Origin of the sequence: Demequina rhizosphaerae (assembly GCF_000971255.1) — a bacterium.
Classification (GTDB): Bacteria; Actinomycetota; Actinomycetes; order Actinomycetales; family Demequinaceae; genus Demequina; species Demequina rhizosphaerae.
Map to the genome: position 1 here is coordinate 131,027 of NZ_BBMC01000006.1, position 12,459 is coordinate 143,485.

Here is a 12,459-nt window from a genome sequence, read left to right on the forward strand (position 1 = left end):
GATGACGAGCGTGGCGGGACGCACCGTGCTGGTGGTCGACGACGAGGAGAACATCCGTGGCCTCGTCGGCGGCTACCTGCGCCGCGACGGCTTCGAGGTCGCGGAGGCCGCGAGCGGCGAGGACGCCCTCGCGGTCCTGTCGCGCGACCCCGTCGCCCTCGTCCTGCTCGACGTGCGGCTGCCCGGCATCGACGGCGTCGAGACCCTGCGCCGCATCCGCCGCACCTCGGACGTGCCCGTCCTCATGCTCACGGCCCGCGCCGAGGAGGCCGACCGCATCGTCGGCCTCGAGGTGGGCGCGGACGACTACGTGACGAAGCCGTTCAGCCCGCGCGAGGTGGTCGCCCGCGTGCGGGCCATCCTGCGCCGCGGCGACTCCGGGGGCCGCTCCCCCGACCGCCTCGACGTCGCGGACGTGAGCATCGACCTCGGCGGCCGCGAGGTCACCGTCGGCGGCGCCCCCGCGACGCTCACCGCGCTCGAGTTCGACCTGCTCGCCGCGCTCGCCTCCGCGCCGGGCCGCGTCTTCACCCGCCGCCAGCTCATCGAGCGCGTGTGGGGCTGGGACTTCTTCGGCGACGAGCGCATCGTCGACGTGCACGTCCGGAAGCTGCGCCGCGCCCTCGGCGACGACGCCGAGCACCCGCGCCTGCTCCACACGGTGCGCGGCGTCGGCTACAAGCTGGCGACGCCGTGAGCACCGTGCGCGGGCGGCTGCTCGCCTCGCACCTCGCGGTCGCCGCGGTCGGCGTGGTCGCGCTCGTCGCGGTCGGCAGCGTGGTCGCGAACGTCACCGTCAACCGCCGGATGGGCGGCGCGCGCGGGGCGATGATGGGCCAGGAGAGCGCGCGCGACCTCCTCGCGGACGTGCTGCCGCTCGCGCTCGGATGGGGCGCCGCGGCCGGCCTCGCCGGCGCCGCGGTCGCCGCGCTGCTGATGTCGCGCCGGATCGCGGGCCCGCTCGCGGCGATCCGCGAGGCCACCCGCGCCATCGCCGCCGGCGACTACACGCGCCGCGTGCCGCGGCCGCCCGAGGAGGAGCTCGCGGCCGTCGCGGCCGACGTCGACGCGCTCGCCGCGCGCCTCGCCGACGGCGAGGCCCGCCGGGTCCGGCTCGTCGACGAGGTCGCGCACGAGATGCGCACGCCCCTCACCACCATCCGCGGGTCGATGGAGGGCCTCATCGACGGCGTCGTCGACCCCTCGCCGGAGGTCTACGAGCGCGTCGCCGGCGAGGCCGCACGCCTGCAGCGCCTCGCGGAGGACCTCTCGACGCTCTCGCGCGCCGAGGAGAGCGCCCTCGCGCTGAGGACCGGGCCGGCGGACCTGGCGGCGCTCGCCCGCGAGGCCGCCGATCGGCTGCGCCCGCAGTTCGAGCACCGGGGCGTGACGCTCGAGGTGGCCGCGGCCGCCCCGGCGGCGGTGACGGTCGACCGCGACCGCATCGCGCAGGTGCTGGTCAACCTCCTCGGCAACGCGCTCGCGCACAGCCCGGACGGCGGGGCGGTGCGGGTGACCGTCGCGGTGCGGGGAGACGATGCGGTGGCCGAGGTCGTCGACGAGGGCGACGGGATCGCGCCCGAGGACCTCGACCGGGTCTTCGAGCGCTTCTACCGCGGCTCGGGGTCCGGGGAGCGTCCCGGCCGCGGCATCGGCCTCACGATCGCCCGGTCGCTCGCCCGCGCACACGGCGGCGACGTCACCGTCGCCTCGCCGGGGCGGGGCCGCGGCGCCACGTTCGCCCTCGTGCTGCCGCGCGCCGAGGAGGCGTGACGCGACCCCCCGCCGCCGCTAGGGTGGCACGCATGCTCCCAGGTACGCGCACGGAAGAACCCCTGGTGGTGACGGACGAGACGGTCCGCGCGCTGATCGACGACCAGTTCCCGCACCTCGCGGACGTCGAGCTCGGCCGCCGGTACACGCTCGAGGACCACTTCGCGATCCGCATCGGCGACCACCACGGCGCGCTGTTCCCGCGCCTCGCGGCCGACGACGCGCTGTTCGAGCGCGCCGCCGGCCTGGTCGCCCCGCACCTCGACACGTGGGCCTTCCCCGTCAGCGCTCCGATCGAGCGGGGCCGCCCCGGCCGCGGCTTCCCGTACCACTGGGCGCTCGTCGACTGGGTGTCGGCGTCGACCGCGGCCTTCGTGCCGCTGCACTCGTCCTCCGCGCGCGACCTCGGCGCGGCGCTGCGCGAGGTCCACACGCTCGCACCCGCCGACGCCCCGGAGAACCCCCGGACGGCGCCGCCCCTCGCCTCCCTGCTCGAGGACTGGGAGCGGCTGCTCGTGTTCGCCTCGCTGCGCGGCGCCCCCGAGAACCGCGTGCTCGACGTCGAGGCGGCCGACGCGCTCTTCCGCACCGGCGTCGCGACGCGCGTCGACGTGCCGCCCACGTGGACCCACGGGCGCCTCGAGCCGCGCTCGATCCAGTCCGACCGCGGCCGCTTCGCGGGGCTGCTCATCTGGCACAACTTCGGCGCCGGCGACCCGGCGGCCGACCTGGGCGGCGCCGCGACCGTGGTGCCGCTCGACATGCGCGACGAGCTCTACGGCGGCTACGGCGAGGTGAGCGCCGCGACCGCGTGGCGCGCGCAGTCGTACCAGCTGCTCGCCGCGATGCGGCACATCCAGCTCGACGACCCGTTCCTCGCGCGCATGGCGTGGGAGCGGCTCATCGAGCTCGGCCTCGCGCACGAGGCCTGAGCCGCTCTCCCTCCCCTCCCGCTCTCCCCACCCTCGCTGCCCGCCAGCGCCGTCGCCTCGCCTCGCCTCGCCTCGCCTCGCCTCGCCTCGCCTCGCCTCGCCTCGACAGCCCGCCTATCAGGCGCGATGCTGGGGACATGCGGGCGACGATGCGGCGGACCGGGCGGGCGCTTGTGCTCGTCTGGGCGGCCGCCGCGCTGGCGGCTTGCGGCGCGCTCTCGGGCTCCGACGAGCCGTGGAGCGAGCCCTCCGACTACACGTACGAGGCGACCATCACGGTCTTCGGCCCGTCCGCGGGCCGGTGGCGCGTCACCGTGCGGGACCACGAGGTCGCCGCGGTCGAGCCCCTCGACGAGCTCGCGAGGTCCTCGGGCGTGATGCTCGAGGACTTCTCGACCTTCGCCGACTACGAGGACTGGCACGCCGAGGCCCTCGAGCGCGGCGCCGCGGTCAGCCGGCTCGCACGGACGCATGACGGCGCCCTCAAGAGCTACGAGTACGACGGCGACGAGCAGGCGGCCGACGACGAGTACCTCGTCGTGGTGTCAGAGGTCACCGTCCCGTGATCGGTGCGCATCCTCGCCGGTAGCGGCCCGGACGTGGGACAGTAGGCCGCATGGACATCTTCGAGACCCCGCTCCCCGGAGTCGGCGTCCGCTACGAGTTCACCGCGGAGGGCGGCGACCACGTCGGGGTGGTGGTCCGTCGCGACGGCAAGCGCGACCTCGCGTTCTACGATCGCGAGGACCCGGACGCGTGCCGCGGCACGGTCGAGCTGTCCGAGGGCGACTCGGGCAAGCTGGCGGACCTGCTCGGCGGGACGAACATCATCGCCCGCCTCGAGGACCTGCGGCACACGATCGTGGGGCTCGCGATCGAGTGGGTGACGATGCCCGCGGCCGGCGGGCTCGTGGGCCGGTCCCTCGCGGAGGGCCGGATCCGCACGGAGACGTCCGCCTCGGTCGTCGCGGTCATCCGCGGCGATCAGGGCATCCCCGGCATCGAGCCGTCGTTCATCTTCGAGCCGGGGGACGTCGTCCTGGTCCTGGGCTCCGACGAGGCCGTGGACCGCGCGGCCGCGATCCTCACGGGCTGAGCCGTGATCGCCGCGACCGCACCCGTGACGGGCCTGCGTGTCGCAGTGGAGGGCGCCCACGGCGACATCGCGCTGGTGTTCATCGAGCTCGGCATCATCTTCCTCGTCCTCGCACTGCTGGGCAGGCTCGCGGGCCGCATCGGGATCCCCTCGATCCCGCTGTACCTGCTCGCGGGCCTCGTCATGGGCGAGGGCGGGTTCATCCCCATCCGCGCGGGCGAGGAGTTCCTGTCCATCGGCGCGCAGATCGGCGTCGTGCTGCTCCTGCTGCTCCTGGGCCTCGAGTACTCGCCAGACGATCTCAGGGTGGGCATGCAGACCACCTGGAAGGCCGGCATCCTCGACCTCGTGCTCAACGCGACGCCGGGCTTCGCCGTCGGGCTCATGATGGGCTGGTCGGTCACCGCGTCGGTGCTCCTCGCGGGCGTCACCTACATCTCCAGCTCGGGCATCATCGCGCGGCTGCTCGACGACTTCGACCGCCTCGCGAACCGCGAGACGCCCGTGATCCTCAGCCTGCTCGTGATGGAGGACATCGCGATGGCGCTGTTCCTGCCGATCCTCGCGGTCATGCTCGTGGGCGCGACGCTGCTGCAGGGCGCGGTCGCGGCCGCCATCGCGATCGCGATCGTCGCGGTGGCCTTCCTCTTCGCCATGCGCTTCTCGCGCCAGCTGTCGACCGCGGTGCACTCGCACTCGCGCGAGCTGCTGCTGCTCAGCGTGCTCGGGCTGGCGTTCCTGGTCGCGGGCCTTGCCGAGGCGGTCCAGGTGTCCGCCGCGGTGGGCGCGTTCCTCCTCGGGCTCACGCTGTCGGGCAACGTCGCGGACCAGCTCCGCGGGCTCATGCCGCCGCTGCGCGACGTGTTCGCGGGCATCTTCTTCGTGTTCTTCGGCATCGGCATCGACCCGCGCGACCTGGGACCCGTGGCCCTGCCCGCGCTCGGCCTGGCCGCGGTCACGCTGGTGACGAAGGTGATCACCGGGGTGTGGGCGGCACGCCGGGTGGGCATCGGCCCCAAGGGCCAGTGGCGCACCGGCCTGTCGCTCGTGCCGCGCGGCGAGTTCTCGATCGTCATCGCCGGGCTCGGCGTCGCGGGCGGCGCGCAGCCGCTGCTGGGTCCGTTCGCGGCCGCGTACGTGCTCATCCTCGCCGTCGCCGGCTCGGTGCTCATGCGCTACGCCGACCAGATCCCCCATCCGCTCAAGGCGGCCGCGGCACGGTCACGACCACGCCCGGCCGTGTGAGACGATGGGCCATCGTCCCGCCGGGCCTCACCCGAAGGACGATGCGCCGGCCACGTCGCGCAGTTGGCGTGGCTTCCGCGCGAGGACGCGCGAGATGTTCTTCTCCCTGTGAGGTTCCGTCATGCTCACCCCCTACCGGGGCATCCTCGCCCTGCCCGGCGCCCGCGCGTTCACCGCCTGGGGCCTCGTCGCGCGCATCCAGATGGGGCTGACGGGGCTCGCCACCTTCCTGCTCGTGCAGATCGAGTACGGGCGCTACGAGTACGGGGGCATGGTGGTCGCCGCGATCGCCGTGTCGTACGCGCTGGTGTCGCCGCAGGTGGGCAAGCTCGTCGACGCGTACGGGCAGTCGCGCGTGCTGCGGATCGGCTACGCGATCGCGATCGTCGGCCGCATCGCCATGATCGCCGCGGCCCTCACGCACCAGCCGATCTGGGTGCTCCTGCTGCTCACGCCGCTGTTCGCGGCGGGCGGCACGCAGTCGACGCACACGCGCGCCCGGTGGACGCACATCGTCCCCGACAAGGACGCGCTCAACACCGCCTTCTCGCTGGAGTCCTCGCTCGAGGAGGTCCTGTTCATCGCGGGTCCCGCACTCGCCACGGTCCTCGCCACGCAGGTCGACTCGTGGGTGCCGTCCGCGATCGCCGTCGTCACGCTCGCGATCGGAGGCTACGGCTTCCTCTCGCTCAAGGCGACCGAGCCGCCCGCGCGCCGCGCGGATGCGCGCCGCTTCCAGGCCGAGCACGAGCACAGCACCGCGCTCGTCATCGACGGCACGCTCGAGCGCATCGGGCTGCCGCCGAAGCCGCGCGGCATGCGCCGCTACCGGGGCGCCCTGCGCGGCCACCTGCTCGTCACCACGCCCGCGCTCGTCGTCACGACGGTGATCTTCGGCACGCAGGGCGCGATGTTCGCCTCGGTGGACGCGGCTACCGTGGCGTTCGCCGAGGAGCTGGGCCACAAGGACATGGCGGGCCTCGTGCTCGCCGTGTGGGCCGTCGGCTCGCTCGTGGGCGGTCTCGCGTACGGCTCGCGCGTGTGGGCGCGCACGCTCGCCTCGCGCCTCCTGTGGGGCGTGTCCGTCACCGGCGTGGGCGCCGTCTCGTTCATGTTCGCCCCGGGCCTGCTCGCCCTCGGCCTCCTCATGTTCCTCACCGGCCTCGCCATCGCCCCGACCATGGCGGTGGGCGACGGCGTCACGCACGCGCTGGTGCCGCGGTCGCGCCTCACCGAGGGCATGACCTGGACGCGCACGGGCATGGACATCGGGATCGCCGCGGGCGCGTGGCTCGCGGGGGCCATCATCGATCGCCACGGTGCGCAGGGCGGCTTCCTCGTGACGGCGTGCGCGGGCCTGGCTGGCGTCGCCATCGCCGCGGTCTCGTGGCGCTACCTGCGCTCGCGCCGCGCCTACGAGGAGATGATCACGCGCGACGACGCGATCCCGGTCGCGGCGTAGGACGCCTCGGGGCCCGCACGGCCGGATAATGGGCGCGTGATCCGAGACGCCGTCCCCGCCGCCGACGCGGCCCGCATCGCCGAGATCTACGGCCACTACGTCGCGCACGACACGGCCACCTTCGAGACGGAGCCCGTCTCGACGGACGAGATCTGGGCACGCATCGCGCGGGTGCAGGAGCGCGGGCTGCCGTGGCTCGTCGCGGAGGCCGACGGGCGCGTCGTCGGCTACGCCTACGCCGCCCCGTTCCGCGACCGCGCCGCGTACCGGCACACGCTCGAGACGACGATCTACCTCGACCCCTTCGCGCGCCGCATCGGCCTCGGGACGACGCTGTACACGTCCCTGCTCGACCGGCTCCGCGGTCTCCAGGACACCGACCACGCCCCGGTCCGCTCGGTCATGGGCGTGATCGCGCTGCCCCATCCAGGATCCGTGACGCTGCACGAGCGCCTCGGCTTCCGGCACGTCGGCACGATCGCGGACGCGGGCTTCAAGCTCGACCGCTGGATCGACGTCGGCTACTGGCAGCTCATGCTCTGAGGTCGGGGTCCCGGACCCACCGGCCCAGCCGTTGGAAGCGTGTGCGCTCGGCCGCGGAGTGTCGTCGCTGCCCCCGCGCCACCGCATCGATCTCGGCGTCGGACACGCCGCGCATCAGCCGCTCGACCGCGTCGCGCGCGCGGTCCGAGCTGCCCGACCGCCAGGGGCTGTGGAGCAGGTCCAGCACCGTCTGGATCTGGCTCGCGACGCGGACGGGCCCGAGCTCGCCGACCATGCTCATGACGTCGGGTCCCCACGTGCGCTCGTCTCCGCGCCGCAGGCGCCACAGCGGGCTGCCCAGCACGCGCTCGTCCCGCGTGTGGAACTCGACCAGGGTGCCGAGCTCATCCAGGCGCCGCGCCCTCGTCTGGCGCGGCACCGTCACGTGCATGAATGCGCTGGAGCGGGGCGTTGCGCCGTGCAGCGACGCGGCGGTGAGGCCCGACACGTACGGCGCCTCGAGCCCGAATCGGGCTGCGGCCACGCGCCATCCCGCCTCCTCGGCGCCCGGCAGCCACGCGCGGTCCGCGCCGTCCGGCACCGCGACATGGATGCCCCGAGCGATCGTGACGATCCGCCCGCCCGCGCGCAGCGCTCGCAGCCGCCGGCCGGGATCGCCGATCACCGCGCGCAGGTCGGCCGTCGCGAAGAGCGGAAAGGCGGGCGGCACCTTGGACGCTGCCCCGCCGCACACCTCGGCCCATCCTTCGTGCTCGCGCATCGGCTCCCCCTCCCCGGCGCAGGGACCCGAGACTGTGTGCGCGAGGCTCCCGCTATTCATGCACGATGGTGCAGCGTGGGCGATCCGCACGGCGCCCCCGTCCGCGTCCCGAGGGGACCACGGCCGCGCCCGAGGGGCCGGGGACATCGCCTCCGCCGGCCGTCGCCTGCCCCGGCCGTCGCTTCGTGCATAAATCACGGGAGCGTCTGCCATCCACACTCGGCACAGGTGGTGACAGGAGACAAACCGGGCGCAAAAGGGCTGTTCAGGGCTAGGATGCGAAGGTGCCCTGCGGGGCGCGGAACCTTGAGGGGGGTTCTCATGAGGGGGAAGTTCACGCGCGCCGACGAGGGTTTCACGCTCGTCGAGCTGCTGGTGACGATGGTGATCATCGCGGTCCTGGCGGCGCTGGCGCTGCCGCTGTTCCTGACCCAGAGGCAGAAGGCCAACGACACGGCGGCGAGGGCAGACCTCACGTCGCTCGGCACGGCGATCGCCGCCGAGTACAAGGAGTCGAGCGCGGCGCCGTCCGTCGGAGTGGACGCGGACCAGTACAAGGTCGAGGCGAACTACGTCGCGAACGTGTCCGACGGCGTCGAGTTCCAGGCCTTCGTGCCGGGCGACGAGACGACGTGGTGCGTGTGGGTCAAGCACGCCGCGGGCGACGTCGCCGCCACGGGCATGCAGTACTCGGCGGCCGGCGGGCTCGGCGCCGGCACCTGCTAGCGCCTACGCGGCCTCTGCCTCGCGCCTACGCGGCCTCAGCGGCGCGGGCGACGAGCTCCGCGATCGCGCTCTCCTCGTCCTCGGAGAGCGAGACGAGGGCGTACGACGTCGCCCACATCGCGCCGTCGTCGAGCGCCGCGACGTCCTCGAAGCCGAGCGTGGCGTACCGGGACTTGAACTTCTCCGCGGGCTTGAAGAAGCACAGCACCTTGCCGTCCTTCGCATAGGCGGGCATGCCGTACCAGGTGCGGGGCGCGAGCGCGGGGGCCACCCGCGTGACGATCGCGTGGACGCGCTCGGCCAGCGCCCGGTCCGCGTCCGGCATCTCCGCGATCTTCGCGAGGACGTCCTCCAGGTCGGCGGCGGCCTTGTCTGCGCTCTTGGCCCGCTTGGCGGCGGCGCGCCTCTCGGCCGCCGTCTCCTTCATCGCGGCGCGCTCCTCGTCGGTGAACTCGCTCATGGCTCCGATCGTGCCACGGCCCGGGCCTCGCGGGGAGGTCCGGGCCGTGGCGACGTGCGGCGGAGCGCTACGCGCGGACGGCGCGCGTGGCCTCCATCATGTGCTCGAGCGTCGCGGTGGTCTCCGCGTACGCGCGCGTCTTGAGGCCGCAGTCGGGGTTGACCCACAGCTGCTTGCCGGGGATCGACTCCTTGGCGAGCGAGAGCAGCTCGGTGATCTCCTCGGTCGAGGGGACGCGCGGCGAGTGGATGTCCCACACGCCCGGGCCGATCTGACGCTCGTAGCCGTGGCCCTTGATGGCGGGCAGCACCTCCATGCGCGAGCGGGCCGCCTCGATCGAGGTGACGTCGGCGTTGAGGCCGTCGATCGCGTCGATGATCTCGCCGAACTCCGAGTAGCACAGGTGGGTGTGGACCTGGGTGTCGTCGTGAGCGCCCGAGGTCGCGAGCCGGAACGAGCTCACGGACCAGTCGAGGTACGCCGCCTGATCCTTCTTCTTCAGGGGCAGCAGCTCGCGCAGCGCCGGCTCGTCGACCTGGATGATGCCGATGCCGGCCGCCTCGAGGTCGCGGATCTCGTCGCGGAGCGCGAGCGCCACCTGGTTGGCGGTGACGCCGAGCGGCTGGTCGTCGCGCACGAAGGACCACGCGAGAATCGTCACGGGTCCCGTGAGCATGCCCTTCATCGGCTTGTCGGTCAGCGACTGCGCGTAGGCCGTCCAGCGCACGGTCATCGGCTCGGGACGCGTGACGTCGCCCCACAGGATCGACGGCCGCGTGCAGCGCGAGCCGTACGACTGCACCCAGCCGTTGACGGTGACGTCGAAGCCGTCGAGCAGCTCCGCGAAGTACTGGACCATGTCGTTGCGCTCGGCCTCGCCGTGCACGAGCACGTCCAGGCCGAGGTCCTCCTGGAGCTTCACCACGCGGGCGATCTCCGCCTTCATCGCCTCCTCGTAGGCGGCGTCGTCGATCTGGCCCTTCGCCCACGCGGCGCGCGCCTTGCGGATGTCCTGCGTCTGCGGGAACGAGCCGATGGTCGTGGTCGCCAGCTCGGGAAGCGCGAACCGCGCGTCCTGGGCCGCGGCACGCACCGAGTACGCCGGCCGGTCGAGGTCGGCGTCCGAGACGGCCGCGAGCGCGTCGCGGACGTCCGCCTTGTTGGTGCCCGGGTGCGCCTTGCGCGACGCGAGCGCGGCACGCGAGGCGGCGAGCGCATCGGCCACCGCCTCCTCGCCCTGCTCGCGCGCGGTCGCGAGGGTGACGACCTCCGCCACCTTCTCGTCCGCGAACGCGAGCCAGCTGAGCAGCTCGGCGCCCAGGTGCTCCTCGCCCTCGAGGGTGTGGGGCACGTGGAAGAGCGACGTCGAGGTGGACACCGCGACCGTCGCGCCGAGCGCCTCGACCTCCTTGGCCTTGCGGAGCGCCTCGTCGAGGTCGGTGCGCCAGATGTTGTGGCCGTCCACGACGCCCGCGACCACGGTGACGCCGGAGAGGTCCGTGCCCGAGGGCACGCCGCCGCGCACGAGGTCGAGGCCGATCGCCTCGACGCCGGAGTCGCGGAGCACCGGGAGCGCGTCGTCGAGCGCGTTGTACGGCGCCGCCACGAACAGCGCGGGACGGTTCGCGAGGGTCGCCAGCGAGCCGTAGACCTTGGCGGCGTTCGCGAGCACCTCGTCGCGGTCCGCATCGATGTCCGCCACGAGGATGGGCTCGTCGATCTGCACCCACTCCGCGCCGGCGGCCTTGAAGGCCTCGAGGAGGTTGCCGTAGACCTCGAGGGCGTCCTCGAGGCGGTCGATCGGGCGGAAGCCCTCGGGCGCCTCGTCGCTCGGCTTGGACAGGTACAGGAACGTCAGCGGGCCGGTGATGACCGGGCGGGTGAGGTAGCCCGCCTCCTTCGCCTCGACGAACTCGTCGACCCAGCGGGTGCTCGACTGCGCGAAGACCGTCTCGGGGCCGATCTCCGGAACGAGGTAGTGGTAGTTCGAGTCGAACCACTTGGTCATCTCGAGCGGCGCCTTGTCGCCCACGCCGCGGGCGATGGTCGAGTAGCCGGCGAGGTCGACGCCGCCGTCCGCGTCGCGCAGGTCCGCGAAGCGGGTGGGGATCGCGCCGAGCGTCACCGCGGCGTCGAGGACGTGGTCGTAGAACGAGAAGTTGCTGGGGATCGCCGACGCGTCCTTGTCGAGGCCGAGCTCGGCGAGGCGGGCGAGGTTCGCCAGGCGCAGCTCGCGCGCCGCGGACTCGAGCTGGTCCGCCGTGGTCGCGCCCTTCCAGAAGGACTCCAGCGCCCGCTTGAGCTCGCGCATTCGGCCGATGCGGGGGTAGCCCAGGATGGTGCCGCCCGGGAAGGTGTGCGCAGGGACAGAGACGTTGTTCTGCTCAGACATGATTCCTCATGAGGATGGTGCGCGGCGGGCTCGCCATTGCGCTTGGTCGACGCGCGCAGCGCCGAGTTGCGCGGTCAGACTAACCCGTCGCGACGCTCTCCGCCAGGGGGGATGTCCACCGACTGGACGCATCGTCCCACTTCGCGGACACGTGTCGATCAGTCCGCGGAGGCCTCCGCGTCGCGCATCTCGACGACCCGGATGAGCGCCCCCGTGCGGCTGCGCCGCTCGCCGCGGCCCACCACCGTCATGCCGAGCCCCTGGTAGACGGCGATGTTGCCGTCCTCGTCCTCGCGCACGAGGCACGACAGGCCCGCAAGTCCCGCGGCCCAGGCGTCCGCGCGCAGCGCACGCACGAGCGTCGCGGCGTGCCCGTTCCCCCGCTCCTCCGGCACGACGCCGAGCCGGCCGAAGTAGCGCGAGCCGTCCGCGGCGGGGTGGTGCTTCGCCATGGCGACGGCGCGGCCGTCGACGCGGAGGAGGGCGACGCGGGTGCCGCCGGCCATCTCCTCGCGGAGCGTGTGGGCGGTCTCGGTCATCGCGCCCGACGGCAGCCCCGTGGCCGCGTACTCGGCGAAGGCGCGGTGCATCACCGCGACCGCCTCGGCCGCGTGCTCGGGGCCGGCGTCGAGGACGACCTCGACGCCGCGGCTCACGCGGAGGGGCGCGGCTCGGCCTCGACGAGCGCGACCGGCACGCCCGCCTCGACCGTGCGGGACACGGTGCAGTGCTTCTCGTGCGAGGCGCGCAGCGCGGCGCCGATGCGCTTGCGCGCGGCGTCGCCGGCCTCGCCCTCGGGGAACGCGAGGTCGAAGAGCACGCGGATGTCCTCGAGGATGTTGGCGCCGTCCTCGGTCACCTTGTCGGCCGAGGCGGTCACCTCGAAGCGCTCGGGCTCGGCGCGACGCGTCGTCATGGCGTCGACGTCGATCGACGAGCAGCCGGCGATCGCGGCGAGCATGAGCTCGACGGGCGACAGCAGGCCCTCGCCGCGGCCGAAGCGCAGCTGGGCGCCGTCCTGGCCGGTGGCGACGTAGACGCCCTCGGACTCGCGGGTGAGGGTCACGGATCGGGGGGTGGCGGTGCGCGTCATGGGTCGATGGTCGCAC

General features: G+C 73.6%; 14 protein-coding genes. 9 read left to right on the forward strand and 5 right to left on the reverse strand.

Going from position 1 to position 12,459, the window contains the following annotated elements; translation table 11 throughout:
- Position 1 precedes the first annotated feature (1 nt).
- From AOM07_RS09885 to AOM07_RS09920, 8 genes are all read left to right on the forward strand, one after another.
- Entirely contained in the window at positions 2-697 is a 696-nt protein-coding gene (locus AOM07_RS09885) for a response regulator (protein WP_062313315.1), read from the forward strand.
- A complete protein-coding gene (locus AOM07_RS09890; RefSeq protein ID WP_062313317.1) occupies positions 694-1,773 on the forward strand; it encodes a sensor histidine kinase in 1,080 nt (359 codons plus the stop codon). Before AOM07_RS09885 ends, AOM07_RS09890 begins: the two co-directional genes overlap by 4 nt.
- A 65-nt stretch (positions 1,774-1,838) precedes the next feature.
- Complete coding sequence (locus tag AOM07_RS09895; RefSeq protein WP_062313319.1) at positions 1,839-2,705, forward strand: phosphotransferase; 867 nt, start codon at positions 1,839-1,841, stop codon at positions 2,703-2,705.
- Positions 2,706-2,842: 137 nt separating this feature from the next.
- Positions 2,843-3,271, forward strand: a complete 429-nt coding sequence (locus AOM07_RS09900; RefSeq protein WP_156171904.1) for a DUF6174 domain-containing protein — start codon at positions 2,843-2,845, stop codon at positions 3,269-3,271.
- Between the two features lie 50 nt (positions 3,272-3,321).
- Positions 3,322-3,801, forward strand: coding sequence for a cation:proton antiporter regulatory subunit (locus tag AOM07_RS09905; protein ID WP_062313323.1), 480 nt, complete (start codon positions 3,322-3,324; stop codon positions 3,799-3,801).
- Positions 3,802-3,804: 3 nt separating this feature from the next.
- The gene (locus AOM07_RS09910; protein WP_304512062.1) at positions 3,805-5,046 is read left to right on the forward strand and encodes a cation:proton antiporter; all 1,242 of its coding nucleotides are present in this window, start codon (positions 3,805-3,807) and stop codon (positions 5,044-5,046) included.
- 121 nt (positions 5,047-5,167) lie between these two features.
- Complete coding sequence (locus AOM07_RS09915) at positions 5,168-6,508, forward strand: MFS transporter (RefSeq protein WP_062313324.1); 1,341 nt, start codon at positions 5,168-5,170, stop codon at positions 6,506-6,508.
- Positions 6,509-6,544: 36 nt separating this feature from the next.
- Positions 6,545-7,051: a GNAT family N-acetyltransferase gene (locus tag AOM07_RS09920; protein ID WP_062313326.1), complete on the forward strand. Its 507-nt coding sequence runs from the start codon at positions 6,545-6,547 to the stop codon at positions 7,049-7,051.
- Here AOM07_RS09920 and AOM07_RS09925 read toward each other — a convergent pair.
- Positions 7,041-7,772: a type IV toxin-antitoxin system AbiEi family antitoxin domain-containing protein gene (locus AOM07_RS09925; RefSeq protein WP_062313328.1), complete on the reverse strand. Its 732-nt coding sequence runs from the start codon at positions 7,770-7,772 to the stop codon at positions 7,041-7,043. The genes AOM07_RS09920 and AOM07_RS09925 overlap by 11 nt on opposite strands.
- A 321-nt stretch (positions 7,773-8,093) precedes the next feature.
- On the opposite strand from AOM07_RS09925, the gene AOM07_RS14970 reads away from it, so the two are divergent.
- Positions 8,094-8,498: a type II secretion system protein gene (locus tag AOM07_RS14970; RefSeq protein ID WP_062313330.1), complete on the forward strand. Its 405-nt coding sequence runs from the start codon at positions 8,094-8,096 to the stop codon at positions 8,496-8,498.
- 25 nt (positions 8,499-8,523) lie between these two features.
- On the opposite strand, the gene AOM07_RS09935 is transcribed toward AOM07_RS14970, so the two are convergent.
- The 4 genes from AOM07_RS09935 to AOM07_RS09950 form a co-directional block, all read right to left on the reverse strand.
- Positions 8,524-8,958, reverse strand: coding sequence for an iron chaperone (locus tag AOM07_RS09935; protein ID WP_062313332.1), 435 nt, complete (start codon positions 8,956-8,958; stop codon positions 8,524-8,526).
- Positions 8,959-9,025: 67 nt separating this feature from the next.
- Positions 9,026-11,350 (reverse strand): 5-methyltetrahydropteroyltriglutamate--homocysteine S-methyltransferase, encoded by a 2,325-nt coding sequence (metE, locus tag AOM07_RS09940; RefSeq protein ID WP_062313334.1) that lies wholly within the window; start codon positions 11,348-11,350, stop codon positions 9,026-9,028.
- Positions 11,351-11,508: 158 nt separating this feature from the next.
- Positions 11,509-12,006 carry a GNAT family N-acetyltransferase gene (locus AOM07_RS09945; RefSeq protein WP_062313336.1) on the reverse strand — a complete coding sequence of 166 codons (498 nt, stop codon included), beginning with the start codon at positions 12,004-12,006 and terminating at the stop codon, positions 11,509-11,511.
- Positions 12,003-12,443, reverse strand: coding sequence for an OsmC family protein (locus AOM07_RS09950; protein ID WP_062313338.1), 441 nt, complete (start codon positions 12,441-12,443; stop codon positions 12,003-12,005). The genes AOM07_RS09945 and AOM07_RS09950 overlap by 4 nt, the downstream gene beginning before the upstream one ends.
- Positions 12,444-12,459: the final 16 nt, after the last annotated feature.